22 protein-coding genes and 1 tRNA gene are annotated in these 25,317 nt (G+C 74.0%); 10 read left to right on the forward strand and 13 right to left on the reverse strand.

Annotation, left to right across the window (positions count from 1 at the left end; all coding sequences use genetic code 11):
• Positions 1-81: 81 nt before the first annotated feature.
• Positions 82-166 (forward strand) — tRNA-Leu (locus EV190_RS01480).
• A gap of 392 nt (positions 167-558) precedes the next feature.
• Here the strand turns inward: EV190_RS01480 and EV190_RS01490 are convergent.
• The 3 genes from EV190_RS01490 to EV190_RS01500 are packed head-to-tail and all read right to left on the reverse strand — an operon-like array spanning position 559 to position 3,277.
• Positions 559-1,047, reverse strand: a complete 489-nt coding sequence (locus EV190_RS01490) for a GNAT family N-acetyltransferase (RefSeq protein ID WP_243742261.1) — start codon at positions 1,045-1,047, stop codon at positions 559-561.
• A gap of 50 nt (positions 1,048-1,097) precedes the next feature.
• A complete protein-coding gene (locus tag EV190_RS01495) occupies positions 1,098-2,282 on the reverse strand; it encodes an FAD-dependent monooxygenase (protein ID WP_133739579.1) in 1,185 nt (394 codons plus the stop codon).
• 35 nt (positions 2,283-2,317) lie between these two features.
• Positions 2,318-3,277, reverse strand: coding sequence for a quinone oxidoreductase family protein (locus tag EV190_RS01500; protein WP_243742262.1), 960 nt, complete (start codon positions 3,275-3,277; stop codon positions 2,318-2,320).
• Between the two features lie 69 nt (positions 3,278-3,346).
• Between EV190_RS01500 and EV190_RS01505 the strand changes: the two genes are divergently transcribed.
• Complete coding sequence (locus tag EV190_RS01505; protein ID WP_166655349.1) at positions 3,347-3,985, forward strand: TetR/AcrR family transcriptional regulator C-terminal domain-containing protein; 639 nt, start codon at positions 3,347-3,349, stop codon at positions 3,983-3,985.
• A gap of 196 nt (positions 3,986-4,181) precedes the next feature.
• On the opposite strand, the gene EV190_RS01510 is transcribed toward EV190_RS01505, so the two are convergent.
• Positions 4,182-4,559, reverse strand: coding sequence for a MerR family transcriptional regulator (locus EV190_RS01510; RefSeq protein ID WP_133739580.1), 378 nt, complete (start codon positions 4,557-4,559; stop codon positions 4,182-4,184).
• 109 nt (positions 4,560-4,668) lie between these two features.
• On the opposite strand from EV190_RS01510, the gene EV190_RS01515 reads away from it, so the two are divergent.
• On the forward strand, positions 4,669-5,742 hold the full coding sequence (locus EV190_RS01515) for an alkene reductase (protein ID WP_133739581.1): 1,074 nt from the start codon (positions 4,669-4,671) through the stop codon (positions 5,740-5,742).
• A gap of 82 nt (positions 5,743-5,824) precedes the next feature.
• Here EV190_RS01515 and EV190_RS01520 read toward each other — a convergent pair whose 3' ends face one another.
• Positions 5,825-6,817: a GlxA family transcriptional regulator gene (locus EV190_RS01520; RefSeq protein ID WP_243742263.1), complete on the reverse strand. Its 993-nt coding sequence runs from the start codon at positions 6,815-6,817 to the stop codon at positions 5,825-5,827.
• A 166-nt stretch (positions 6,818-6,983) separates the two neighbouring features.
• On the opposite strand from EV190_RS01520, the gene EV190_RS01525 reads away from it, so the two are divergent.
• The 5 genes from EV190_RS01525 (at position 6,984) to EV190_RS01545 (ending at position 10,535) form a co-directional block, all read left to right on the forward strand.
• Entirely contained in the window at positions 6,984-7,415 is a 432-nt protein-coding gene (locus EV190_RS01525) for a Rid family hydrolase (protein WP_133739582.1), read from the forward strand.
• Between the two features lie 367 nt (positions 7,416-7,782).
• Positions 7,783-7,947 carry a 50S ribosomal protein L33 gene (gene rpmG, locus EV190_RS01530; RefSeq protein WP_133739583.1) on the forward strand — a complete coding sequence of 55 codons (165 nt, stop codon included), beginning with the start codon at positions 7,783-7,785 and terminating at the stop codon, positions 7,945-7,947.
• 84 nt (positions 7,948-8,031) lie between these two features.
• A complete protein-coding gene (gene rpmF / locus EV190_RS01535) occupies positions 8,032-8,202 on the forward strand; it encodes a 50S ribosomal protein L32 (protein WP_133739584.1) in 171 nt (56 codons plus the stop codon).
• Between the two features lie 110 nt (positions 8,203-8,312).
• Complete coding sequence (locus EV190_RS01540) at positions 8,313-9,587, forward strand: RNA polymerase subunit sigma-70 (protein ID WP_341770502.1); 1,275 nt, start codon at positions 8,313-8,315, stop codon at positions 9,585-9,587.
• Between the two features lie 141 nt (positions 9,588-9,728).
• The gene (locus EV190_RS01545; protein WP_243742264.1) at positions 9,729-10,535 is read left to right on the forward strand and encodes an alpha/beta fold hydrolase; all 807 of its coding nucleotides are present in this window, start codon (positions 9,729-9,731) and stop codon (positions 10,533-10,535) included.
• Between the two features lie 79 nt (positions 10,536-10,614).
• Here the strand turns inward: EV190_RS01545 and EV190_RS01550 are convergent, their stop codons facing one another.
• From EV190_RS01550 to EV190_RS01580, 7 genes are all read right to left on the reverse strand, one after another.
• A complete protein-coding gene (locus EV190_RS01550) occupies positions 10,615-12,789 on the reverse strand; it encodes a hypothetical protein (protein WP_133739586.1) in 2,175 nt (724 codons plus the stop codon).
• A gap of 18 nt (positions 12,790-12,807) precedes the next feature.
• Positions 12,808-15,033 carry a transglutaminase domain-containing protein gene (locus tag EV190_RS01555; RefSeq protein ID WP_243742330.1) on the reverse strand — a complete coding sequence of 742 codons (2,226 nt, stop codon included), beginning with the start codon at positions 15,031-15,033 and terminating at the stop codon, positions 12,808-12,810.
• Positions 15,030-16,169 (reverse strand): DUF58 domain-containing protein, encoded by a 1,140-nt coding sequence (locus tag EV190_RS01560; protein WP_133739588.1) that lies wholly within the window; start codon positions 16,167-16,169, stop codon positions 15,030-15,032. Before EV190_RS01560 ends, EV190_RS01555 begins: the two co-directional genes overlap by 4 nt.
• 43 nt (positions 16,170-16,212) lie before the next feature.
• The gene (locus EV190_RS01565) at positions 16,213-17,223 is read right to left on the reverse strand and encodes an AAA family ATPase (protein WP_133740106.1); all 1,011 of its coding nucleotides are present in this window, start codon (positions 17,221-17,223) and stop codon (positions 16,213-16,215) included.
• A gap of 12 nt (positions 17,224-17,235) precedes the next feature.
• Positions 17,236-19,548 carry a fibronectin type III domain-containing protein gene (locus EV190_RS01570; RefSeq protein WP_133739589.1) on the reverse strand — a complete coding sequence of 771 codons (2,313 nt, stop codon included), beginning with the start codon at positions 19,546-19,548 and terminating at the stop codon, positions 17,236-17,238.
• Positions 19,549-19,895: 347 nt separating this feature from the next.
• On the reverse strand, positions 19,896-21,377 hold the full coding sequence (locus EV190_RS01575; RefSeq protein WP_133739590.1) for a glycosyltransferase family 4 protein: 1,482 nt from the start codon (positions 21,375-21,377) through the stop codon (positions 19,896-19,898).
• Positions 21,358-22,440 carry a hypothetical protein gene (locus tag EV190_RS01580; RefSeq protein WP_133739591.1) on the reverse strand — a complete coding sequence of 361 codons (1,083 nt, stop codon included), beginning with the start codon at positions 22,438-22,440 and terminating at the stop codon, positions 21,358-21,360. Before EV190_RS01580 ends, EV190_RS01575 begins: the two co-directional genes overlap by 20 nt.
• Positions 22,441-22,829: 389 nt before the next feature.
• Between EV190_RS01580 and EV190_RS01585 the strand changes: the two genes are divergently transcribed.
• Together EV190_RS01585 and EV190_RS01590 are read left to right on the forward strand one after the other, a co-directional pair.
• Positions 22,830-23,681, forward strand: a complete 852-nt coding sequence (locus tag EV190_RS01585) for a hypothetical protein (RefSeq protein ID WP_133739592.1) — start codon at positions 22,830-22,832, stop codon at positions 23,679-23,681.
• Positions 23,681-24,814, forward strand: coding sequence for a hypothetical protein (locus EV190_RS01590; RefSeq protein ID WP_133739593.1), 1,134 nt, complete (start codon positions 23,681-23,683; stop codon positions 24,812-24,814). Before EV190_RS01585 ends, EV190_RS01590 begins: the two co-directional genes overlap by 1 nt.
• A 101-nt stretch (positions 24,815-24,915) precedes the next feature.
• Here the strand turns inward: EV190_RS01590 and EV190_RS01595 are convergent, their stop codons facing one another.
• Positions 24,916-25,311, reverse strand: a complete 396-nt coding sequence (locus EV190_RS01595) for a DUF4913 domain-containing protein (protein WP_133739594.1) — start codon at positions 25,309-25,311, stop codon at positions 24,916-24,918.
• Positions 25,312-25,317: the final 6 nt, after the last annotated feature.

Below are 25,317 nucleotides of genomic sequence, written 5' to 3' on the forward strand. Positions count from 1 at the left end.
CGTCTCCGCAAATCGTGTACGTGGCACCTCAGAGTTTTGCTATGGTTGTCCTGTCCGGCGCTGAGGTGCCGAGACCACCCTGTCCGGGTGGCGGAATAGGTAGACGCGCTAGCTTGAGGTGCTAGTGCCCGTTAAGGGCATGGGGGTTCAAGTCCCCCCTCGGACACAATGAAAAGCCCTGGTCACAGGGCTTTTTTCATGCCCGGATCGCAACGGAGGATGCAACGGGATCGTGTCAGCCGAAGAGGGCTGCCACCTGCTCAGCCGCGTGGGCCTGCATGCCCGGGAGCGCATGAGCGTAGATGTTCATCGTGATGGACGGGTTGGCGTGACCCAACCTCTCCTGAACCACCTTGACGGGAACCCCGGCCGGCTGACGGACCACCGCCGTCTTGGCCTCAAGGCCGAGGCCACGCCCATGGTGTCCGTTGCGTGAGGGTTTCGGTGGCGGTCTTGGGCTTTCCGCCCGCTTCGGGGCCGGGAAGGGCGGAAAGCCCACGATCATTCCGAGCGAGGTCGGGGCAGGGCCGCGGGGCCCTGCCCCGACCGGTCCCCGGTTCAGCTGAGCTGGAGGGTGAAGCACCTGGCCAGCGGCTCGCCGACGTAGGGCCCGTAGCCGTCGGTCCGTTGATAGCCCTCGCGCTCGTAGAAGCGGATCGCGTCGGGCTGCTTCACGCCGGTCGACAGCACCAGCGAGCTGACCCCGTGCCGTCGGGCGTGGTCCTCCAGCGCACGCAGGATGCGGGTCGCCACGCCGGTGCCGCGTGCCTGCGGGGCCACGTACATCCGTTTGACCTCGGCCGTGCCGTCGTCCAGCAGGCGTAGGGCGCCGCAGCCGATCGCGTCGCCGCCCGGGGCGCGGGCGACGAGGAACACGCTGACGGTCTCGGCGGTCGGCGGCTCGGTCTCCTGGTCGGGCATGTTGTAGCGGGCGGCCAGTTCGACCTGCATGGCCCGGCGCAGCCGGACGCCGTCCTCCCCGTCCCACGGATGCTCAGCGATGGCCACGGTCATGGTGTTCCCCGTTTCCTGGTTCTCGTGTTCCACAGGCGATGTGTACTTCACAGGCAGGCTCGCGACCGCACGGTCCGTCTCGTTCACGCCGACGCCCTGGCACGGGCCTTCGCCGACCTGCGCTCCCTCGCCGCGCAGGCGAGGCGCAGGACCACCGAGCGGAGTTCCTCGACGGGACGGCTCGACGGCACGAACATCTGCTGCTTCAGCCGCGCGATCCGCTGGTGCCTCCTGACGAACGGTCGCAGCCCCGACTCCCAGGCGGCCAGGGCGGCGTCGAGGTCGTCCGGGGACTCCAGCAGTGCCCTGCCGAGCTCGGCGCCACCGCGGAGGGCGGTTGTGGCCCCCATCCCCGAGTAGAGGTTCGGACACCACGCCGCGTCGCCCAGAAGGACGACCCGTCCGCTGCTCCACCGGGGCATCCTCACCTGGTGCACCGAGTCGAACAGGAACTCCGGCGTCCTCTCCAGGGCCGCCAGGGCGTGCCGCACCGCGGGATCGTCCATCCCGGAGAATACCGTGCGCAGGCGCTGGACCGCGGACCCGGAGAACTGCTTCCGGGTGTCTTCGGTGCGGTAGGTCAGCAGGACGGTGGGGGGCCGGTCGACGAGCCCGAACACCCACACCGCACGGCCCGCGCGGGCGCTGATGACACTGTCCGCCTCGGCGAAGGACGGCACCTGTTCCTGGAGCTGGAACGCGCAGACCATCGCGCCCCAGTCCGTCATGTAGTCCTCGTCCGGGCCGAAGACCGTGCGGCGCACGCTCGACCGCAGCCCGTCGGCGCCGACGACCAGGTCGAAGCCCTCGGAGTACCGTGCGCCGGTGCCGGCGTCCTCGAACAGCACCCGCACGTCGCCGCCGACGGTGTGGATCTCGACGGGTGTGGTCGCGAACCGCACGTCGACGGGCTCGTCCGTCCCGTCCCCGCAGGCGCTCCACCAGAGAGCTGATTCTATGTCGCCGCGGACCACCGCCACGGGGTCGCCCGGCTGGTGCAGGAAACCCACGCCCGGCTCACGCCTGCCGCGCCGGTCCAGCGACCACGCCTTCCCGCCGTCGGGCGGATTGCGGGTGTGGAGGTGGTCGGCGATACCGAGGGCGACGGCCGCCTGCCTGCCCTCCGTCATCAGTCCGACGAAGTAACCGCCTCTCCGGCGTTCCGGGGCCCGTTCGACGATCACCGGTGTCCAGCCGGCCTGCCGCAGCCCGATCGCCGCGGCCATGCCCGCGATGCCCAGGCCGACGACCAGTGCGCGCTTTCGCATGATGCCGTTCTCCGTTCTCCTTGGACCGGGCCCGATCAGTCCGGGACGATGACGGCGCGGGCGCGCCCCTGGTGCGCCCAGGCCTCGCCGACGCGGCTGAGCGGATAGACGGTGTACGGCGCGTCGAAGGTACCGTCGCCGAACCGGGCGATGATCTCGGGAAGTTCGGCGATCACCCGGGCCTTCGAGACCGAGCCCGTACCGCTGCCGCTGATCCGGATCCGCCGGCTGCGCAGCAGCGCCGCGGGCAGGGCCGCCTCGGTTCCGGCGAGCGAGCCGATCTGTACGTAGTCGACGGGCGCGCTGTCGTCCTCCGTTCCGGTCCTGCCCAGAGCGGCGAAGGCGGCCTCGGCGACGGGGCCCCACACGAAGTCGAGTACGAGCGCGGGCTGCGCCTCGGCGACGACCGCGCCGAGGGCGGCCGCCCAGGCTTCGGGTGCGGCGGCCGCGAGCGGGACGGTGACGGCGCCGAGGCCGCGCAGCGCCTCCAGCGCCTCGGGGTCGCGCCCGGCCGCGACGACCCGTTTCGCGCCGAGGGACAGCGCCGCCCGGACTGCCAGGCCGCCCGACACGCCGGTCGCGCCGAGCACCAGCACGGTGCCCGGCTCGCCCGCCTCCTCACGGCGGGCGGTCAGCGGCATCCATCCCGACATGGCGGGGTTCATGCCGGCGGCGACCGCGAGCGGGTCGGCCCCGGCGGGCAGTTCCACCTCGAAGGGGGTGACCAGCAGTTCGGCCATCGTGCCCCACGGCGACCGGGCGAGCCCCGTGTAGACCAGCCGTCCGTCCTCGGTCCGGGCCACGGCGTCGACTCCCGGTACGAGGGGATACGCGTGTTCGCTGCCGTAGTGGCGGCCGGATGCCAGCCCGCGGACGACGTGGTGCAGACCCGCGCCCACGAGACGCAGCGGCGGCCGGTCGGGCCTGTGTTCCGGGTCCGGGAACTCCGCGCAGACGGGGGGCGATTCGGGGCTGTTGACGACGGCAGCACGCACGGCGCACTCCTTAACTAAGTTCAATTCTGGCGCCTCCAAACCTGCCTGAACTTTGTTAAGCTGTCAACCGTGGCAAAAGGCATCACGAGGGAGCGGATCGTGGCGGCGGCGCTCGAGCTGCTCAACGAGGAGGGCATGGACGCCCTCACCGTCCGCGCGCTCGCTTCCCGGCTCGGCGTGAAAGCCCCCGCGCTCTACTGGCACGTCCGCGACAAGCGGGAACTGCTGGACGAGATGAGCACGGTCGTCATGCGCCGCGTCACCGACGCGCTCTCGGGGATCGCTCCCGGTGCCGGCTGGCGTGACGACGTGGCCGCCTACGCCCGCGTCCTGCGCTCGGAGTACCTGCTCTACCGGGACGGGGCGCGCATCTTCAGCGGCACGCGGATCTCCGACCCGGAGGTGGTGAAGGCGAAGGAGCCCTGGCTCGCGCGCCTGACCGCGGCCGGGTTCACGCTCGCCGAGGCGGACGACGCCCTCGACCTGGTCACCGCGTTCGTGATCGGCTTCGTCATCGAGGAACAGGAGCGGGGCCAGCCGGTCGGCGCCGACCCGGACCGTTACTCGCTCGCCGGGCGTGACGCGTGGCTGGGTGACGGCGCCGAACTGGTCAAGGCCGCCGGGCACCTCCGCGACGACGGCCCCCCGAGGTTCGAACGGCAGCTCGGCGTGCTCCTCGACGGGCTCGCGGCCCGCCCGCGCCGCTGACGGGCCGGGGGAGGCACTCCTCACCGGAGACGTGGCGGACCGGACTGTTTCGTTCCGGGGGTGATGGAGGCTCGGGCATGTACCGGCTTCGGTGGAGCCGCTGAACACGCGGGCTCCTCCACCCGGAGCACCTTCCTCCCCTCCCCGGCGCCAGTCGAGCCTCCCGCGTCCGGACCGTGCGAAGGCGGTCCGCGGGTCAGTCCTCCGGGCTCGCGGACAGACGCTCCCGATTCTCGCGAGCGGTCTCCATCAGACCGTCGATCGCGATCCTGGCCCGAACCAGGTCGTCGATGTGCCCGGTGATGCGGTCGCGCTCCCGGGCCAGGCGCCCCATCGCCTGGTCAATGGTCTCCTGACTGGGCGCTTCCGCGCAGGGCAGCATCTCGGCGATGGCGTGGCTGGGCACCCCGGCGACCAGCAACCGCCGGACGAACGCCACCCGGTCGACCGCGGCCTCGGTGTACCGGCGCTGACCGCTGTCGCTGCGGGCGCTCACGAGCAGGCCTTTCTCCTCGTAGTAACGCAGCAGTCGCACCTTCACCCCGGTCCGCTTCGAGAGCTCCCCGATCCTCATCGTCTCTCCCCTGTGAACCACGACACCTCACTTGCCCCTCACATCGATGTGAGGATTTAGCGTATCCGCTGGTCCCAACACGGGCACCGATACGCGAAGGAGCTTTCCCGTGTCCACACTCCTGCGGCCCTACCGACTCAGCGGGCTCACCCTGCCCAACCGGGTGGTGATGGCGCCGATGAGCCGGGTGCGCGCCACCGCCGACGGTCGGGCGACGACGTCCATGGCCGCCTACTACGCCCAACGGGCCTCCGCCGGCCTGATCATCACCGAGGGGGCGCACCCGAACCAGGTCGGTCAGTCCAATCCGGGCACACCGGGCCTCAGCACCGACGAGCAGGCGGACTCCTGGCGGCAGGTCACCGACGCCGTGCGCGCCAACGGCGGCCGGATCTTCGCCCAGATCATGCACGGCGGCCGTGTCTCGCACCCCGACACCACCGGCACACACCCGGTCGGCCCGTCGGCCGTGGCCGCGGTGGGCGAGGTGTTCACCCCGAACGGACCGCGGCCCACTCCGGTTCCGCGCGCCCTGGAGACCTCGGAAGTGCCCTTGCACGCCCGCTCCTACGCCGAAGCCGCTCGTAGAGCCGTCCGGGTCGGATTCGACGGGGTGGAACTGCACGGGGCGACCGGTTACCTCATCTCCCAGTTCCTCTCCTCCAACGCCAACCTGCGCACGGACGAGTACGGGGGGTCGATACCCAACCGCATCCGGTTCGTCGTAGAGGCCGTGGCCGCCACGATCGACGCCGTGGGCGCCGCCCGGACCGGTATCCGCCTGTCGCCGGGCGGGGCGTTCTGGGGCGTGTCCGAGACGGACGTGCTCGACCTGTACACCGCCCTGTTCCGGGAGTTGACCCGCCTCGGCCCGGCCTACGTCCACCTGGAGGCGACCGTCGACGACGAGCTGCTGCTGGAGCTGCGTCGGGCCTGGCCGGGGACGCTGATCATGAACCCGTCCGTGCCCGGGGAATCCAAGCAGACCGACCGGGAGGGAGCCGAGCGCTGGCTCGGCCAAGGTGCCGACCTGATCAGCTTCGGCCGCGCCTTCCTCTCCAACCCGGATCTGGTCGAACGTCTGCGGATCGGGTTGCCGATCGCGCCGGCGGACGAGGCCACCTACTACCAGGGCGGCGACCAGGGCTACCTGACCTATCCGGCCTACCAGCACACCGCGTGACGTAGGCCGTTTCCGCCCCGGTGGAAGTCCGCCGGGGCGGCGGGCGGCGAACGACGGCTGGGCCGCACTCCGGACCACGCGCTCAGGGCGGGTCCTCCGCCGCGTGGCCGGCGTCCGCTCCACGCATCCTGCGGTATGCGCTCGGGGTGACGCCCACCTCGCGCCGGAAGATCGTCCTGAGGTTCACCGGGGAGCCGAACCCCGTCTCCGCCGCGATCCTCTCGATCGTCCAGTCGGTGACCTCCAGCAATCGGCGCACGGCCACGATCCGCCGAAGCGTGACCCACCGCATGGGCGGCATCCCGGTCTCACGAACGAAATGCCGGACGAGGGTCCGCTTCGACATGCGGCTGCGCTCTGCCAGGACCGCGACGGTGATGGGGTCCCCGAGATGGTCGGCCGCCCAGCCGAGCGTGGCGCGCAGAGTCTCACGGGTGTGCGGCCGAGCGGTGCTGTACTGCGCTTTCTCCGCCGGTCGGGCGGGCTCCGTGACCACCTCCCGCGCTACTCCGTCCGCGGCCGCCGTCCCGAGGTCCGCCTCGATGAGGTGCAGGCACGTATCGATTCCGGCGCTGGCCCCCGCCGAGGTGAGGACGCGTCCGTCCTCGACGAGCAGCCGGTTCCCGACGACTTCGATGTCCGTGAAGCACTCCCGCAGGTACTCGGCGTACCGCCAGTGGACGGTGGCCGTACGACCCGACAGCAGGCCGGCGTCCGCGAGGGCGAACACGCCCGTGCAGATGCCGACGATGCGCGCTCTCCGCTCGTAGGCGACCCGCAGCGTTCTCCGGTAGCGCTCCGGAACCGGCAGGTACGGTTCCCCGTACCCGGGAACGATCAGGATGTCGGCGTCGACCGCGTCACCGAGCGGATGGGTCGTCCGGACACCCGCCACCGCCTCGTCCAGGGACGCGGACTCCCGCCCCCCGGGGCGGTCCTCGTTCCCGTCACCGCAGACCATGACCCGATACGCCGGGTGGCGGCCGAAGACATGAACCGGGATCGTGACGTCGAGTCCGAACAGGCGCGGCATCGCGAGGACCCCCACGACCACGGTTGCGTCCTTCGGCTCCACGCTCTTCCCTCTTTCCTCCAGCCCCGTGACCGGGTCGTGCGACGGGTTCCCGGAGCGCCCACCCGGCACGATGCTTGCCGTGGACGGCACGATCGGATCTGGTCCGCGTCCCGGCGCGTCCGTAGCGTTTCCACCGGACACACAACCGGTCGAACAGGAAAAAACCATGGTCAGCAAGAATACGGTCGAATCCTTCGGCGTCCCGTGGGAGCAAAGCTACGGGTACGTCCAGGCGGTCAAGCACGGGGACACCATCTACCTGTCGGGCCAGGTGGCACACGAGGGAACGGAACTCGTGGCCCCGGCACCGGTCGGACCCGACGGACGGGTCACCGACTTCACCAACACGGCCGCGCAGATGCGCCAGTGCTACGCCAACGCGGCGCGGCTGCTGAAGAGGTTCGGCGCCTCCCTGGACGACGTCGTCGACGAGGTCATCTACGTGGTCGACGCCGACGCGGGAGACGCCGCGGCCGGCCCGGTGCGCAAGGAGGCCTACGGGCGACCGGACCCGCAGGTGGCGAGCACGATGATCGGCACACCGCGGCTGGCGTTCCCCGAACTCCTGGTGGAGGTCAGACTCCTCGCCCGGATGTGATCCCGCTGAGGCCGCGCCTCCCGGGGACCGGCTTCGCGGTTCCCCGGACCGAGCGAGGCGACGGCGCCGTGCCGTCGCTCTGCCGGGTTGCCGCCTCTCGCGTTGACCAGTCCACCGGCGCGCCTCGCGAACGAGGCGCGCCGCGTTCTGCCCACCGGTGAACAGAGAGTCATCCGGTTGCCGGTTCTCCGGCGCCTGCCTCCAGGCGTCCCGCTGAATCCGGGAAGGAAGCCGCTTCCCTTCCCCTCTCCCGCCATCGGCCCGGCCCCGCCGATGGCGGACATGGCGAGACTCGCGAATATTGAGAAAACGGTTATCATTTCCAAAAAGTCTCGTCCACTTCCCGATCACAGCAAGGAGGACCGCCATGGCACGCGACGGGACGCGGCCGATCATCAAGCCGAAGTCCACAGCCGGGACCGGCTACGCCTACGTGACCCGGGAGAACCACCGCAACACCCCTGAGCGGCTCGTACTGCGCAAGTTCGATCCGAAGGTCCGGCGCCACGTGGAGTACCGCGAGGAGCGCTGACATCTCGGGCCGGGTCGAACGCCCCGACCAGCGCGGCACCCACCCGGCCCCGTCCACGCCCGCCACTGACGAACAGGAGCCCTCGTGGCAGTCCCCAAACGCAAGACATCCCGGTCCAACACGCGCGTCCGCAGGTCCGCCTGGAAGGCCGAGCGCCCCCACCTGGTCGAGATCACCGTCGAAGGCCGCACCGCACGCGTCCCCTACCGGCTGGTCCCCGCCTACCGGCGCGGACTCCTGCCCCTGCCAGACTGACCGGACACGACCGCGGCCGGCGTGAGACCCGAGGCGGTGTTGACCGCGGTGCGGGCGATCACGGCGGCCGGCCGTCCCTGGAGGAGTTGAGAACGAAGGAGAAGCGGACGGTGAGGCTGACGACGAGGACGGCGTATACCGGAAACGACATCGCCGCGCCGCTGGACGCGCCTGACGCCCCCGCCCCGTGGTCCCCGCGCTTCGACCAGGTGCTGGACCTACTGGTGGAGGGGATCCGGATCAGCCCCGCCCGGGAGGGGCCCTGCCCCGGGGAACAGGTGGCGGGGAGGGCCCGGTCCGCGGGCGGCTACCGTCGTACCCGGCATTGTCGTCGGACACGGGGGGTGGCGGTGGAGGACGGCGTGACGGCCGCGCCGGCCGACGACGGTGCGTTCGGCGCACTGCTCGAACGGCACCGGTGGGAGCTGCGGGTGCACTGCTACCGCATGCTGGGCTCGTACGACGACGCCGAGGACGTCGTCCAGGAGGCGTTCCTGCGGGCGTGGCGCGGACGGGAGACGTACGAGGGGCGGTCGACGTTCCGGGCCTGGCTGTACAGGATCGCGACCAACGCGTGCCTCGACCTGATCGACCGGGACAGGCGGCGGGCGTCCCCCCACCGGGTGCCGCCGCTGGTCGGGTCGGACGCGGCGACCGCGCCGCCCGCCGACGTCCCGTGGTTGCAGCCGGTCCCGGACCGGCTGCTGGAACCGGTCTCCCACGAGGCGGAGCCGGCCGCCGCGGCGGTCGCGCGGGAGACGGTCGAACTGGCCTTCCTGGTGGCGATCCAGCAGCTGCCCGCCCGGCAGCGGGCGGTGCTGATCACCAGGGACGTTCTGGGCTGGCCCGCCGCCGAGACCGCCGCACTGCTGGAGACCAGCGTGGCGTCGGTGAAGAGCGCGCTGCAACGGGCGCGGGCGACACTCAGGCGGCACCTGCCGCCGCGCCGGGACGAATGGGCGGCGTCCGGTGAGCCGGACGCGGGCGAGCGGGCGCTGCTGCGGCGCTACGTCGAGGCGCACCAGCGCGCCGACCTCGACGCGCTGGCCGGGCTGCTGGCCGAGGACGTACGGGTGACGATGCCGCCGCACCCGGCGTGGCTGGCCGGCCGGGACGCGCTGGTCGCCCTCACCGGGCAGGTCTTCGACCGGGGCTCGCCGCTGTACCACGGCCGCTGGCGCGGCGTGCCCACCAGGGCGAACCTGCAGCCCGCGGTCGCGTACTACGCGCAGTACCCGACAGCGGAGGAGACGAGGGACCTGACCGGGGAGTACCGGGCGCAGGTGCTGGACGTGCTGCGGATCGACGGCGGCCGCGTCACCGCGATCACGTCGTTCGAGCCGCGCCGGTTCGAGGCGTTCGGCCTGCCCCTGGTCCTGCCGTGAGCGGCGGCGCACGCCGTTCGTGACCGATCGCCGCGGGAGCGATTCCTTTTCCGGCCGACCGCCGTCACACAGTCGACAGTACGGCGGAACATCCGAAACGGAGCAGCACCCATGCCCATGACCGGTAAGAAGGAAGCCCCGGTGGAATCGACGGTCGTCTCCGGGGACGGGACGCGGATCGCGTACGAGCGCGTCGGCGAGGGGCGCCCGGTGATCCTGGTCTCCTCCGCGCTCGCCGACCGCAGGGACGCCGGGAAGCTCGCCCGGCTGCTCGCGCGGCGGTTCACCGTGGTCAACTACGACCGCCGCGGCCGGGGCTCGAGCGGGGACGGGGCGGTCTACGCGGTGGACCGCGAGATCGAGGACATCGCGGCGCTGATCGACCAGGTCGGCGGCTCGGCTTCGCTGTTCGGCAGCTCGTCCGGCGCGGTGCTCGCCCTGCGGGCCGCCGCGGCCGGGCTGGCCGTCGAGCGGCTCGCGCTCCACGAGCCGCCGTTCTCGGTCGACGCCGACGGCTTCGGACCGCCGGAGGGCTTCGCGTCGCGCGTCGACACGCTGCTGGCCGGCGGCAGGCGCGGCGACGCGGTGAAGGACTTCATGACCGAGGCGCAGGGCATGCCCGCGTTCATGGTGGGCGCGATGCGGCTGCTGCCGGGGGTGTGGTCGGGCCTCACCGCCCTGGCGCACACCCTTCCCTACGACATCGCGGTCATGGGCGACACCCAGCGCGGCGGGCCGCTGGACGCGGACGAGTGGTCGGCGGCGGCGTCACCGACGCTGGTGCTGACCGGCGGCGCGAGCCCGGCCGGTTTCCACAGCGCCGCCAGGGCCCTGACCGGGGTGCTGCCCGCCGCCGAGCACCGGACCCTCCCAGGTCTGAACCACGGCGCGGTGGCCATGGCGCCGAAGAGGCTCGCGCCCGTCCTCGCGGAGTTCCTCGACGGCTGAGCCCCGGCGGGGACCGCGCGGGAAGCGGCCGCCGCGGCCCCGGGCGCGGCGGGCTTCCCGTGTCCCGGGGTCCGGCGGGTCAGACGCCTCGGAAGCGGTCGGTGCAGACGTTCTCGGACGGGGCCACCTCGTCCACGCTGACGACGGCGACGACGGTGAAGCAGTAGTCGAACGCCGGGTTCAACCCGCTGATCTCCATCCTGGTGGTCATCGGCTCCCCCTGGGCCAGGGTTCCCGGAGCCGTACCGACCGGACCACCGACCACGTGGTAGGACGCCCGGCCCTGGGAGTTGTCGGTCCAGGCCAGGGTGAGCGTCTCCTGGTCGTCGGCGACGATCCGCACCTCCGTGGGCGTCCACCGGGGGTTCTGGGACGCCTCCGAGGGCAGCGTCGCCAGAGAGGGCGGCGCGGTCGGCGCGGTCGGCGCGGCCGGTCCGCTTCCGCCCCCCGGCAGCACCAACCAGGCCGTCACCAGTGCCACCGTGCCGACCACGGCGATCACGATGCTCGCCGCCAGGGTCGCGGCGACCACCATGCGGCCGAACCCGGAGCGCTCCCCGGTGTCGGCGGCCGCGCGCGGGGCGCCCGCCCCGGCGTCGGGGTCCTTCGCGACGCGCTCGACGGCGGGGGCCGCGTGCGGCTTCCCCCTTCCGGTTCGGCCCGCGTCCGGAACCGCCGCGAAGAGAGCCTCCCCGACAGGGTCCGGCGCCGCCGCCCGGGTCCGCGCGGCGGTCCCGAACGGCGCGGTCAGCGGGCGCGCGACGCCGTCCGGCTCCCGCACCGAAACCGGGGCCCCGCTGTCCGCCCCCTCCGAGGCGGCTCCGGTCTCCCGCTCCGGCTCGACCGCCGCCGACGTCTCCGCCGCCTCCACGTGGTCGCGTTCCGCCTCGGAAGGCCCGTCGGGAGCGGCCTGGGAGCCGTCCGCCGCCTCGGAGGCCGCTTCCTCCTCCGGCTCGGCGGTCCGCGTCCCGGCGGGCACCGGGGACGTCGGGGACGCCGCCGGTTCCGGGGCGGGGGCGACCGGCTGCTCCTCCGGCCTCTGCTCCGGAGGCTCCACCGGCCCCGGCTCGGGCTCCGGTTCCGGCTCGGGCTCCGGCGCGGCCGGTTCAGGAGCGACAGGTTCCGGTTCGGTGGACTCCAGTCCGACCGGCTCGGGCTCCGGTTCCGGCTCGGGCTCCGGCGCGTCCAGGGGTTCCGGCACGTCCGGCTCGACAACGACCGGCTCCGGCTCCGGCACGACGGTGTCACCCGGGAGACCAGACCGGGCGCCGGTCCACGCCTCCTCCACCACGTCGTCCCGCACCGGCCCCGGCGCGTCCAGGGGTTCCGGCACGTCCGGCTCGACAACGACCGGCTCCGGCTCCGGCTCCGGCACGACGGTGTCACCCGGGAAGCCGGACCCAGCGCCGGTCCACGCCTCCTCCTCCACCACGTCGTCCCGCACCGGGTCCGGAGGCTCCGGGGCCGCCGGTAGCCCGGTGGACGCCACCGGTCCGGGCCGGTCCGGGGCGTCGTCCTCCGACATGCCGTCGCGGACCGCGGCCAGGGCCGAGGCGAACGCGCGGGCGTCGGGGTAGCGGTCCGCCGGCACCCGCGCCATGGCGACGCGGAGCACCCGGTCGAGCCCGCGCGGCAGACCCGTCCGGGGCGCGCCGGGCCCCTCGGAACCGGCCACGCGCTCCCGGTACGCCTCGAAGGAGACGTACTCCCCCGGGGCGCGCGAGTAGGGCGCGCGCCCCGCGAGCAGGGTCCACAGGGTCGACGCCAGGCGGTAGACGTCCGACCTCGGCGTGGCCCGCCCTCCGTCGAACGCCTCGGGCGGCAGGTGCTCCACGCTCTCCCTGCCGAGGACCAGCGGGGAGAACGCGTCTCCCGCCGACAGCGCCGGACCGCGGGTCGCGGCGAGTTCCGCGCCCGGACCCCGCATGAGCAGCGTCCGGGGGCTGATGAGGTCGTGCGCCATCCCGGCCTCGTGTAGCGGCTCCAGCTCGGCCGCGACCTCGAGCCCGACCTCCACGACGTGGTCGGCCGCCAACGCGCCCTCGCGCCCCAGCAGCACGGCGTAGGAGTCCGGCGGCTCCTCCCCGACGACCGAGTACGGCGCGTCGGGGTCCTGGGCGCCGCGCGGGACGCGGACCAGCACCGCCGCCCCGGTCCGCTCCGCCCGCGCGTGGAACAGGCCCGGCCGCCCTGTCGTCACCGCCCCGGTGATCCTGTGTCCCGGCACGTCCGGGGTGTGCTCACCGGCCGTCATCACGTGCCCCTCCGAGTTCTATGGTGCCCGCCAGAACAGCGGGCGCGGATCCAGCCACCAGCTCCACCGCCGCCACCGGCTCTGGCCCCCGCGCAGGTCTCGCACGTAGGAACGCACCTCCTCCACGGCGCGTTCCGCCCCCTGGCCCGTCACGCTCCCCGCGGTCCCGAAGGCCATCGCGTTGACGGACCGGTGCAGGAAGCGCAGGCGGCGCGTGCCGCCCTGGGTCGGGTCGGCGTGCGCCGCGGCCCTGACCACGTCGGTCACCGTGGAGCCGCTGCGCGGATTGGAACCGGTCAGGCGCAGGGCCTCGCGCAATTCGCGCCACGCGCCCAGCACCGCGTCGACGTCCGGCCGCCCCGCGGCCAGCCGCCGCCTGGAGCGGCCCACGCGCAGCAGGACCACGAGCAGTGTCCCCGACGCGGCGACGGCCGCCGCCCCCAGCGCCGCCCAGAGCGGGGCGCGCCCGGTCTCCTCGGAAGGAGCGGGGGCCGCGTTCTCGCCCGGTTCGCCGCCCGGCCGGTCCGGGACGGCTCCCGTGCCGTCGTCCGCACCTGCGGCCGCGCCGGACTCCTCGGGGTCCCCGCCCGGCTCGCGCCCTCCGGGGGTGACGTCGAAGGGGACCCATCCGGCGCCCTCGAAGTAGACCTCGCCCCACGCGATGGCGTCACCGGTGGTCACGGTGTACTCCCCCTCGGTCTCCTGCGAGCCGGAGTCGAACCCGATGACGACCCGGCTCGGCAGCCCGGCGGCGCGGGCGAGCACCGCGAAGGCGCTGGCGAACTGCTCGGAGGTCCCGCCACCGCCCTGCTGCCCCGGTTCCACCAGAAACCGGCCGAGGTCGGCGAGGCCGTGCCCGCTGGGCGCCCGCGGATCGAACGTGTAGCTGGTCCGCAGGTAGCGCGCCAACCGCACCGCGTGCTCGTAGGGGGACCCCTCGGCTGTCGCCTGGTCGACGACCGCCCCGACCTGCGGAGGCGTCTCGGCGGGCAGGTAGCGGTAGCGGTCGAACCGGTCGTCGGCGGGGGGCCGCAGATCCGTCAGCTCCTCGGGCCGCCAGTGCGCCACGTCCCCGCTCACGGTGTAGCTCGCTCCCGATGCCTCCCCGTCGAGCAGGACCGCGGTGCCCGAAGCGGGGTCGAAGCCCGCGCCCGCGGCGCCGAGCGACCTCGGCGAGCCGACGACGGGCAGCCAGGGGCCGGGAAGCCCCTCCACCTCCACCTCGGCCTCCTGCCGGGTGGCGTGCGGGGGCTCCGGATCGGGAGCGGGCAGCAGCCGCCCCGCGGCGGGGTAGCGGCTCTCGGGCAGCCAGGTGGTGCCGGTGAAGTCCGCCAGCGCCACCCACCGGAGCTGGTTCGCGCGGTCGCCGCGCACGGTCATGAGCACGGTCTCGGGGTTCGCCGCCCAGGTCGGCAGGTAGCCGAGCGGGTTGAGCGCCACCTGCGCGGCGGCCTGCGGCCGGCCGCCGGGCCTCGGGTCGTAGGGCTCGGCCCGCCACCCCGCCAGGGCGGTCGGCGCGGCCACCGCGACGGCGGCGCAGACCGCCACGCATCCCAGCAGCCGGACGGCCCACCGGCGCCCGTTCCCGGGCTCGCCGCGCCGCCTGCCGTCCACCCGGACGCCGCCGACGAGCGCGGTCGGCGCGGCCCGTTTCCCGGCCGACAGCACGAGCAGCACGGCGGCCGAGCACGCCAGCAGGCAGGCCGGCCAGAGGGCCGCGCCCCCGCCCAGCGCGGTGGCGCCGACCAGCAGCAGCGTCCCCGGGAGCAGGGCGGGGAGCGCGCGGCCGGACCGCCACGCCAGGGCGCCCGCCGCGCCCCCCAGCCAGACCGCCAGGGCCGGGAACAGCAGCGTGTCCACCATGACCGGGACCGGCGAGGGGCTGTCCAGGAGGCGGCTTCCCGCTCTCGGGAGCGCGTCGAGCACGTCGGCGAGCGGCGCGCCGCGTCCGCCGGGCGCCCACGCGGCGAGCGCGAGCGCTCCCGCGAGCGCCGCCGGCAGGCCCGCGAGCAGCGCGGCGGCGGGGGGCAGCCTCCGGTTCAGGAGCATCGTCAGCGGCACGCTCGCCACCGCCCACAGCGCCAGGACGGCGCCCGCGCCGAACGGCGAGGCGTAGGCGGGGGCCGCGGCGAACCCGCTGGCGGCGGTCCCCGCCGCCAGCGCGGCCCCGGCGACCAGGGGCAGCGCCCGGGGGGCGCCCGCCGGGCCGGGGGGCGCCGCGTCCTCGGAGCGCTTCAGGATCATCGTCTCCACGGCGCCTCGTCCCACGCGTCCCCGAACTCCGCGGCGCCGGTCGCCGCCACCAGGGCGACCCCCGGCACCTCCCCGGGTCGGGGATCCGGTCCCACGGCCGCCGCCACCAGCTCCGAGCCCCTGCCGCGCAGCTCGGCGAACACCCGGAGGTCGGACTCGCCCAGGGCGTCGCTGACGAGCACCACCGTCCCGCCGCCGGCGCGGACCCGCAGGTCCCGCAGCGCGGCCGCCAGGTCCGCCCCCGGGACGGGGTCGGCGGCGGCCAGCAGGTCGAGCATCGCCGGAAGCCCCGCGCGGTCGTCCACGATCGGACCGCTGGCCAGCACGAGCGCGCAGGGCATCCGGGAGAGCACGGCGGTCGCCGCGACGCAGGCCGCGGCTTCGGCCGTCGCGTCGAGCCGCTCCCGTCCGCCGACGGCGCGGTCGTCGAGCAGCACGGTCAGCCGCGCGTCGGAGGTGTCGGCGTACACGCGCGTCAGGAGCCGGCCGGTGCGGGCCGTGCTGCGCCAGTGGATGTGGCGGATGTCGTCGCCCGGAGCGTAGTCGCGCAGCGTCCGGAAGGTGAGGGTGCCGGCGCGCCCGCTGCCGAGAGTGCTGTCGGGCGCGCTCGCTCGCCCTGCGGGCAGCGTGCGCAACCGCCGCCAGCGGGGGTGCACGCAGACGCGGTCCGCGGGCCCGTGCTCCGCGCCCGCGGCCGCCAGGCCCAGGACGTCGGTCCGCTCCACGCGCACCGGGCCGAGTTCGACGACGCCCCGCCGGGACGGCTCCAGACGGTACGCGGCCCCCGGCCGACCGCTGCCGGAGGAGGAGGCGGGGGCGAGCGTGATCCTCCGCTCCTCGCCCGTCGCGGCCACGCGCTCGCGCAGCACGACGGGCCCCAGCCGCCCCGCGCCCTCCACGGACAGGCGCACCGTGACGGCGCCGCCCGCGCCCACGCGCCTGACGGGGACCGTCCGCCGCACCGCGGCCCGCGAGGGGCGGCCCCACAGCACGAACAGGGACGCCCCGGCGACGGCGAGGACCGCGAGCGCGCCCAGCAGCGCCACGCCGCGATACCCCAGGAGCACCCCGAGGACGCACAGCGCCAGCCCGGCCCCGGCGACCTGGAACCCCCGTGCCGTCGGCATCATGCTCCCCGGGCCGCGCGGGGCGCCGCCGACGCGGACCGCATCAGCGGTTCACCGCCTGCTCGGGCTGCGGCGCCGCGACCCCGGCGAGGACCTCGTCGAGCACGTCGAGCTCCGACCGCCCGCTCACCAGCGCCTCGGGCGTGAGGACCAGGCGGTGCGCCCAGACCGGGGCCGCGAGGCGCTGCACGTCCTCGGGGATGACGTAGGTGCGCCCGCGCGCGACCGCGTACGCGCGCGCGGCGCCCGCGAGCGCCGCGGTGGCCCGGGGGGAGAGCCCGAGTCGCAGCCGGGAGTGGCCGCGGGTGGACTCCGCGATCGCGCGGATGTAGCCGTAGACGCTGTCGGCCACGTGGACCCGCCCCGCCGCCGCGCGGACGCGGGCGAGGTCCTGGGCGTCGGCGGCCCCGTTCAGGGTCTCGGGCTCCGGCAGGCCGGTGCTCCGCATGATCGCGAACTCCGCCTCGCTGTCGGGGTAGCCCAGGGACAGCCGCATCAGGAACCGGTCGAGCTGCGCCTCGGGCAACCGGTACGTCCCGTCGAGCTCCACCGGGTTCTGGGTCGCGACAATGAGGAAGGGGTCGGGGACGACGTAGCGCACCCCGTCGACGGTGACGAGCCCCTCCTCCATCACCTCCAGCAGCGCCGCCTGCGTCTTGGGCGCCGCGCGGTTGATCTCGTCGGCGACCACGACGTTGGCGAAGACCGGACCGGCGTGGAAGTCGAACTCCCGCGTCGCCTGGTTGAAGACGTTCACTCCGGTGAGGTCCGACGGCAGCAGGTCGGGGGTGAACTGCACGCGCCGGTGGTCGCCGCCGACGCACGCGGCGAGGGCCCGCGCCAGGCGCGTCTTGCCCACCCCCGGCACGTCCTCGATGAGGATGTGCCCCTGGCACAGCATCGCCACCAGCGCCAGGCGCGCGGTCTCGGCCGTGCCGACGACGGTCGATCCGATGGCGGCGGTGAGGCCGTCGATCACGGCGGCGTGGTCGCCCGCCTCCGCCGGGGACAGGGGACGCGCCCGCCCCTCTTCGCCGTCACCGTTGGTGTTCATGGTCGTCACTGGTCATCCCGTGGGTTGGAGTTCGGCCGCGCCCGGGTCGCCGGCACGTCGACCGGCGCACTTGACGCTGCTGGGGTCACTGGGGCCGCTGCCGCCGCCGACCGCGTCCACCGCCCGCACGGTGAAGGAGTGGCAGCCCGGGGCCGCCCCGCCGTAGACGACGCTCTGGAACGGCTTCCCGCCGACGTACACGGGCTCGGCCTCGGCGACGTGGCGGGGCTCCAGCGAGGGAACCTCCGGGGCGACCTCGTACCCCGCGGCGCCCTCCACCGGCGTCCAGTAGACGTACGCGTCCCCGGTGTCGCTGAACGCGAACCAGACCTCCTGCGGGGGGTCCAGGGTCGGCGTCGTCACCGCCGGGGCCTCGGCCGCCGCGCTCTGCGCGCCGCCCGGGGTGCGGGCGGCGACGGTGAGGACGTAGGTCTTCCCCGGCTCCAGCCCGGCCAGGTCGATCGCCGTGTCCGAGGTGCTGCGGGCCGCGACGCCGCTGCCGTCGGTCGCCTCGCCGGACACGACGTAGTCGTGGGCGTCGGGCGAGGGGCTCCAGGTCAGCGTGGCCGAGTCGGTTCCGGTGGCCTCGGCCTCGACGTCCGTCGGCGGTCTGGGCGGGGGCTCCTGGTCGCCGAACACGACGGTCTGGGACGTCGCCGCGCCCCCGTGGCCGTGGGCGTTGACCGCCTGGACCTGGAAGCGGTAGGAGGCGCCGTCGCTCAGACCGCCGATGACGGCGCTGTTCTCGCCCCCGCCCACGGTCACGCTCCCGTCGTCCCAGCTGACGACGTAGTTGGCGACGGGGGCGTCGGCGGAGTAGGCGTGCTGCCAGGTGACGGTCACCTCGTCGGCCCCCGTCGAGGCCGTGACCGGGACGGGCGCCCCGGGGGCCAGCGCCGCCGTCCCGCCGGGAGTCGTCGAGCCCACGGGAGCCGCGCCCCCGGGCGGCTGCGCGCCGCCGAGGGGGGGCGGCGTCGTCGGCGCCGGCTCGGTGGGCTCGGGCAGGACCGGCTCGACGCCCTCCTCGGGTTCGGTCCCGGGGTCCACGTCCGGCGGGGGCGGGACGCGTCCGGGCTCCTCGTCCGGCTCCTGCGAGGGCTCCTCTTGCCCCGGCTCCTGTGGGGAGGGCCCCACCGTCCCCGGTTCGCCCGTTCCCTGGTCGACGCCGCCCCCGGGGGCGGGCTCGTCCGTGGGCGTGCCGCCCGGGCCCGGGGGCTGCTCGTACTTGTCGACCTCGACGCCCTCCCCGGACGGGCCGATGACGAGCGCGGAGCCGGAGCCGGGGTCGTTGACGAACAGGTGGCCCTCGCGCACCTCCAGGTCGAGTGCCCCCTCGGCGCCGGGCACGACCAGCGGTTCGGCCTCGCCGCCGTCGCCGTCGAACACCCGGAGGGTGCCGCCGTCCCCGGCGGGCAGGTAGACGCGGCCCTCGTAGGGGACCGCGGCGGCGGAACCGATCCCGTCCGCCTCGACCACCGCGATCCCGTCCCCGTCGTGCGGCCCCGCCAGGGTGAGGATCGCGTCGGCGCCCGGCGCGGTCACCGCGACCAGCGCCCCGGAGGTCCGCTCCGGCACGACGGCGTCCGCCAGGTCGACGGGCGACTCGACCTCGGCGGTCGCGCCGTCGCGCACCTCGACGATGGTGTCGTCGGACCGGTTCACCACGAGGGGGCCCTGGTCCCGCACCGTGACCGCGATGTCGTCGGCGGGGTCGGACACCCCGACCGTCTCCCCGGCCTTCGCGGTGCCGTCGGCGATCCGCATCCCGGCGACCGTCCCCTGGCTGGGGACCCCGATCCACAGCGTGCCGTCGGCGGCGAACGCGCCGCCCTCCAACGGGGCGGGGAGCTTCAGCGTCTCGCCCGTCGCCGTGAGGGTGGCGGGGTCGATCGCGCGCACCTCCCCGGCGCGCCGGTCGACGACGACCCCGCGGTCCCCGTCGAGGAAGACGCTGTGGTCGCCGTCCGCGTCCAGGTCGAGCCGCCCGGAGAACGCCATCTCGCCCAGGTCGACAGAGGTCATGCGGCCGGTGTCGAGGTCGTGCAGGATCAGGTGGTCGTCGCTCTGGGTGACCTCGACCCGGTGCCCGGCGGACTCGGGGACGTTGGTGACCAGGTCGACCCGGCCGTCGTGCGGGTTCGTCCGCGACAGCTGCCCGGCGGGGCTGCTCCACAGCCAGACGTTGCCGTCGGCGAGCCGCACCGCGCCGCTGATCGCCCCCGCGCCGAGGAGCGTGCAGCACAGCGCGATCGTGAGGGCGACGACCGTGCCGGCGGAGGCTGCCCGGCGCACCGCCGCGTACACCGCGGTGACTCGCTGCCGCACAGTGCCTCCCCAGTCTGGCTCGCGGGACCGCGAGGACGGCCGACCCCGTCAGGGGAACGCGGTCGGCCGGACATTCGGTCGAATGATACGGAAAAAGCGCATCCGGTGCATCGAGGATGATTCACCTGTGGAGAACGCCGGGCCCTCCGTCTTCTCCGCCCTGCCCGGGACGGTCCTTCCGGCGGTCAGACGGCCTCCGGGAGAAAGCGGTTCCGCCTCCGCCCCGAAAACCACCGATCCTCCGCGAAGCCATTCCGGACCGGCTTCCACGACATCGGAAAATTTGACGTCCTCGCACGTCAAAGCCCTTATTCCGATCTATTTCACGACCATCGCCCGGCCACCCGTCACATTCCCTTCCGCGACGACCGGTCGGGGCCGGGAAGACGCGGCGCCGAGCTCCGCCCCGACCGGGCCGACCGGCCCTCCTCCGCTCTCCTCCCGGCGCCCGCCCCGGGAGCCATCCCGTTCGGGTAGTCCATCGCGCCCAGGGACATGCCCCTCGTGTCCCGGAGCGCGGGCACCTTGCTGCCGTCCGGCCTCAGAAGCACCCCGTTCGGCCCCTGGACGGTGTGCCCGCGCGGGTCGACCGCGACGCGCCGGAACGCCTCGACCAGACCGGCTGCGGCGTCGCGCCGGGAGTAGTCCCCCAGGACGGCGCGCAGTTGAGCGGCTCTGTCCACCATCTGGGGGTAGTCGGTGATCACGTTGTTGATCGCCCGCGCCCACACCTCCGCCCGTTCACCGGGACGTTCGTCCATCCCCAGGTCGGGGACCACGAACGAGCGGCCGACGGCCTCGGGCACCCGGGTGGTGTCGGAGATGAACTCGCCGAATCCGCTCTCGGCGTTGACCAGGACCGGCAGCCCGCGGGACGCGGCCTCCGCGGCGACCAGCCCGTAGCCTTCGGACACCGACGGCATGACCGCCAGATGTGATTCCGCGAGGTCGGCCTCCAACTCGGCGCTGTCAGCGGTGTAGGGGCGGATGTCCACGAACTCCGCGCCCCCCACGGCCTCGGCCGCGCGGCGGCTCTCGGCCTCGACAGCCCAGTCCGCGACACCCCGCACGCGCAGGCGCGCGTCGACGCCGCGCTCCCGGAGCTCGGCGACCACCCGAAGCAGGTGGTCGTACCCCTTGATCGCGTCGTTGACCCGACCGGTGAACAGGATGTTGGTGGTCTCCCCGCGAACCGGCGCGACCGGCGGCCCGACGATCTCGGCTCCCGGGATCATCTCGTGGAAGGCGGGCTGCCGGGGGTTGGCCGCGGCCATCTCCCGCGCGACTCCGGTGAGCAGCCGTCCGACCCCGACCGCGAGGTCCGCGCGGCCCAGCACCTCCTGTTCGATGCGGGCGATCTTGTCCTGCTCCTCCTGGGGCCGCCCCTGGATCTGGGCGTAGCGCCGGACGGGCATGTGCACGAAGTGGCCGAGCCCGGCCTCGGGGTACCACCGCTCCTTGATGGCCGCCGCCGCCGGACCGGAGTACCGGGAGTGGCCGAAGACCAGGTCCGGCCGCCACTCCTCCGGCGACGGCAGACCGGGGACGTCCGAGGGCTGCCCGTTGCGGGCCACGTCGAGCAGCCGCACGGACTCCCAGTCCTCGGTCTTGGGGATCAGCGCGATCCGGGCGTCGCCGTGCTTCTCGGTGGAGCCGACGGTGAGCAGGGTGACGTTGACGTTGGGCAGCGCGGCGAGGCTCTCGGTGATCTCGCCGCTGACCACCGGGACCCCGCCCAGCTTGCTGCCCCGACCGCTGACGTCCGACACCACCAGGACCTCAAGGGGGGAGTCCGCGGACGCGCTGAGGTCAACCGGCTGTGAGGGCACGGCGGAACCGTCCTTTCAGGAACAGGTGGACCGGGTAGGCGGTGAAGTGGATCGTTCCGGTGCTCGCGCCCGGGGCCAGCCGGGCGGCGAGCTCGTCGAGCAGCTCGGCGCCCACCAGCGCCGCCGCACGGGAGACGGCGACCAGGGACCCGTCGGGGGGCGGATCCTGGAGCACGGGGTCGTCCGGCGCGGCCGCGCGGGGCGCGGGACGGCCCGCGAGGTCGGCACGCAGCTCGGCGGCGCGCTCGACGAAGGAGAGAGGGCGACCCGCACCGCCGCTCCACCGGTACCCCCAGACGAGATGGCGGTCCGGTTCGACGTCCGGGTAGCGCTCCCGCCAGCCCGGAGCCGCCTCTCCCCCGACGATCCGCTCCAGGTCCGCGGCGGCGTCGCAGGCGGCGACCCGCACCGAGAAGTCCGCCTCGCGCTCGGCCTCCGCGCGGGAGGGCATGGCCCGCGCCGCCGCCCGGGCGGCCTGGCTCAGCCTGTCGTGGTCCCCTTCGGCAACGGGCCTTCCGGCTTCGGGGCCTCCCTCGGGGAGCGGTGCGGCGCTTCCGACCGGAGGCTCCGCCCGGTCTCCGAAGGGCGCGCGAAGGGCGGCCGCCATCTCTCCCACCGCCCCGGCCAGGTCCGCGGCGTCCTGCGTGACGACGCATCCGGGACGGCCGGGGGCCAGCCGGGCGGCGAGCTCGTCGAGCAGTTCGGTCACCGTCGTCTGCCACACGGCCTCGACGACCGCCGCGCCACCGCCGACGGGGGCCGACGGCCCCGGGTCCGCGTCGAGCCGGGCCTCCCACCCGCGGACCGCGGCGTCGAAGGGGATCCCGCCCCCGGCGCCCGCGCGTCCGGAGGCGAGGTGGAACGCCGGATCGACCGGGCCCGCCGAGGGGGTGGATCCGGTCGGGACGTCCAGGAGCGCCTTCTCCAGCGCGCGCCAGGTCCGCGCGCGCTCCTCCGGCCAGCGGTCCCCGCGCCATACGGGGTCGCCCTGCGACCACATCATGCGGGCCGCCGCCGAGTAGAGCCTCCGATGGCGCTCGGCGAGATCGGACATTGTCGTCATACCACCCTTCTTCCTCGTCGGGCTCCGCCCGTCTCCACCGGCTCCACTGGCACGTGGCACCCGCGTTCGACCTGCGATCGGTCTCGACGGAACCGCGAAGGTGACCCCGGTCCCGGGGCGTTCGACTTTCCGAGGCGCGCGCCGGTTCCCGCCGAGCAGAAACAATTCCTCGTCACTTCGTCGAAAACGCGAGCGGATCCCCCGGAATCTCGAACAGATCCTTCCACGTTCCGCGAACACCGTGCCACCGGGATTCGCTCTCCGCTCCAATGCCCTGGTCCCCTGTCGGCCGCGCGTTAGGGAGCCTCCGGCGCGGCGGAGATTCCATGGTCACCCGGACAGAACCGAGCATCCCGCTTCATCGTCACTCCCCTCAATATGATGGGAGAATGAATTGGGAATCGTCTTTCTACGAGTTGTCGACCATCGCGGCTCGTCAGCAGGGCCTCGTCACCGCCGCGCAGGCGAAGCGCGTCGGAGTCCCCTCGGAAGCCCTCGACCACTTCCTCGACGCCCGCCTGCTGATGGACCTCGACCTGTCGGTGTTCCAGCTCGTGAGCAGCCTGGCCGCGCCGGTCTACGCCTACCCTTACGCCGCCTGGCTGGCGACCGCTCCCGAGCTCTACGCCTGGGAGCGCGCCGAGGCGCCGCACGAGGAGGTCGTGCTCTCGCACCAGTCCGCGGCCCGCCTGCACCGCATAGGCGCCGGCCTCTCCCTGGCGAGCACGGCGTTCACCGCCCCGACGGAGAGGGAGGCACCGCGCGCCACGATCATCCACGTGGCCCCCCTCGCCCCCCACGAGGTCACCACCGAGGGAGGAGTCCCCCTCACCACCCCGCACCGCACCATCGTCGACCTCGTCCGCATCGGTACGGGCCACGACGAGGTCGGCGGAGTCATGACCAGGGCCCTCAAACACGACCTCGTCGACATCCGGGCGCTGCACTCCGACCTCGTCCCGCTCGCCGAACGCCACGCCTTCCCCCCGGACGGCCCCGGCTTCGTCGACCACTTCCTGATCGGCCCCCTCAGAAGGTCGCTGCCCCGGCCGCTCTCACCGCGCAACCTCCGGGGCCTCGCGGAGCTCCGCTCGCCCGACAGCGTGCGCGGGGTCGAGGAGCTTCTGAGGAAGCTGGCCGCCAGCGGCGGCAGCCCCGCCGCGGCCGTGCTGACCGAGGACCCCGGTTTCACCCGCGACATCGCGGCGGAGATCGTCGGCCGGAACGGACCGGTCGGATAGTGGACTACGGGCCCCACTCCTACGTCTCGTTCAAGAATGAGCTGGACGCGAAGGTCAACCAGCACGCGCGCCAACGCGGGACCATGCCGGACGACGAACTCCAGCAGTGGGTCCTGCAGCGGGTCATGGTCCGGCTGTTCGACACCCAGCCCCACGACTGGATCGTCAAGGGCGGGCAGACCCTGCTGGCCCGTTGGCCCGACGCCCGCTCCACCAGCGACGTCGACCTGATGTCCGCCGAGGAGGTGCCCTCCAGAACCCTGGTGGAGCGCTACAACCACGCGCTGAGCCGCGACTACGGGGACTACCTCAGCTTCGTCCCCGATGAGATCGACCTCGAGATCATGGGCACCGGCAAGGCCGCGCGAATGAACCACGTCGCCTATTTCGGCGACCAGGAGCTCATGGTGGTCCAGACCGACGCGGTCCCCCCGGACGCCCGTCCGGAGTGGAAGCCGCTGGAGACGGCGCCCTTCCCCCAGCAGATCCACGGTTCGGGCACCGACCAGGAGAACCCGGACCTGCGGATCGTGTCGGCCCACGACTCGCTGCTGCACAAGATCTCGGGGATGTTCATGATGACCTGGCGCCACGACCCCCCGATCCGGGTCCAGGACATGGTCGACACCCTCTTCCTCGCGGACCGGTTGGCGCTGGACGGCCCCGAGACCCACGAAATGCTCAGGAAGGAGATCGCCTACCAGCACTCCCAGCACGACCGGCTCGTGATCCCCGACCGCTTCGAGGTTCCCAACCCGGCCTGGCGGGAGGGGTTCGCCACCCACGCCGCCGCCACGCCGGGGCTTCCGTACAAGACCCTGGAGGAGGCGGTCCCCGCCGCGCGGAGGTTCCTCGACCCGCTGCTGGCCGCGGAGCCGCCGCAGGCCGACTGGGACCCGCGGCGCGGCCAGTGGGTGGAGCGGACCGCCCAGGACGCCAAGGGCGGCGCGGCGCGGCTGGAGCAGGCCGACATGACCAGGCTCGACTCGCCGACCGGGTTCCCCCGGCTCGGCCCCCCGTCGGGCCCCGCGAAGGGCGCCGGGCGGCCGGGTCCCTCCCCGAGGCCCCGCCAGGGTCGCGGGCCCACCACCCCCGACAACGGCCAGGGCCGGGGCCCGCGCAAGGGGGCGTGACCCCGCCCCGCATGCCCCGGTGATCTCGACGCCGGCGCCCCGCGCAACGGACACGGCAGGGCGCCGGCGTCGGGATCAACAGCGGGGAACGGGGACCGCTCCTACCACTCGTTCTCGAACCAGCCCTCGGGCGCGGGCTCGGCCGGGAGCGGGCGGGGGTCCTGGTGGCGGCGCGACGTGCACTCGCGGAACGGCCCGGTGTCGCCCATGAGGTAGGCCATCTGGTAGTCGAGGTGGTCGCGGTACCACACCGCCATGCCCGTGCCCGGCTCCCAGCGCAGCACCTCCCACGCGTGCCACAGGGCGTGGAAGCGGGAGACCGCCTCGGAGTGCCGCCACCACTCCCGGCACCAGCGGAACTGGCCGCCCTCGGGGCGGCTGTACATGGGCAGGAACCGGTAGGTGACGAACTCCTCGACGTTCCTGAAGACCGGCTTGTTCTCCTGCTCCGCGCCGTCCTCCTGGGGGTCGTACAGGGCCTCGGGGGTGGTGGTCATCGCTGC

Origin of the sequence: Actinorugispora endophytica (assembly GCF_004363075.1) — a bacterium.
Lineage (GTDB): Bacteria > Actinomycetota > Actinomycetes > Streptosporangiales > Streptosporangiaceae > Actinorugispora > Actinorugispora endophytica.

What these genes read in the sequence shown, in the direction of transcription:
- EV190_RS01495 (WP_133739579.1), bottom strand. Translation starts at nt 2,282, where the DNA reads ATGCGAAAGCGCGCACTGGTCGTCGGCCTGGGCATCGCGGGCATGGCC.
- EV190_RS01510 (WP_133739580.1), bottom strand. Translation starts at nt 4,559, where the DNA reads ATGAGGATCGGGGAGCTCTCGAAGCGGACCGGGGTGAAGGTGCGACTG.
- EV190_RS01565 (WP_133740106.1), bottom strand. Translation starts at nt 17,223, where the DNA reads ATGAACACCAACGGTGACGGCGAAGAGGGGCGGGCGCGTCCCCTGTCC.
- rpmG (WP_133739583.1), top strand. Translation starts at nt 7,783, where the DNA reads ATGGCACGCGACGGGACGCGGCCGATCATCAAGCCGAAGTCCACAGCC.
- EV190_RS01560 (WP_133739588.1), bottom strand. Translation starts at nt 16,169, where the DNA reads ATGCCGACGGCACGGGGGTTCCAGGTCGCCGGGGCCGGGCTGGCGCTG.
- EV190_RS01555 (WP_243742330.1), bottom strand. Translation starts at nt 15,033, where the DNA reads ATGATCCTGAAGCGCTCCGAGGACGCGGCGCCCCCCGGCCCGGCGGGC.
- EV190_RS01585 (WP_133739592.1), top strand. Translation starts at nt 22,830, where the DNA reads ATGAATTGGGAATCGTCTTTCTACGAGTTGTCGACCATCGCGGCTCGT.
- EV190_RS01525 (WP_133739582.1), top strand. Translation starts at nt 6,984, where the DNA reads ATGGTCAGCAAGAATACGGTCGAATCCTTCGGCGTCCCGTGGGAGCAA.
- EV190_RS01550 (WP_133739586.1), bottom strand. Translation starts at nt 12,789, where the DNA reads ATGACGGCCGGTGAGCACACCCCGGACGTGCCGGGACACAGGATCACC.
- EV190_RS01580 (WP_133739591.1), bottom strand. Translation starts at nt 22,440, where the DNA reads ATGACGACAATGTCCGATCTCGCCGAGCGCCATCGGAGGCTCTACTCG.
- EV190_RS01595 (WP_133739594.1), bottom strand. Translation starts at nt 25,311, where the DNA reads ATGACCACCACCCCCGAGGCCCTGTACGACCCCCAGGAGGACGGCGCG.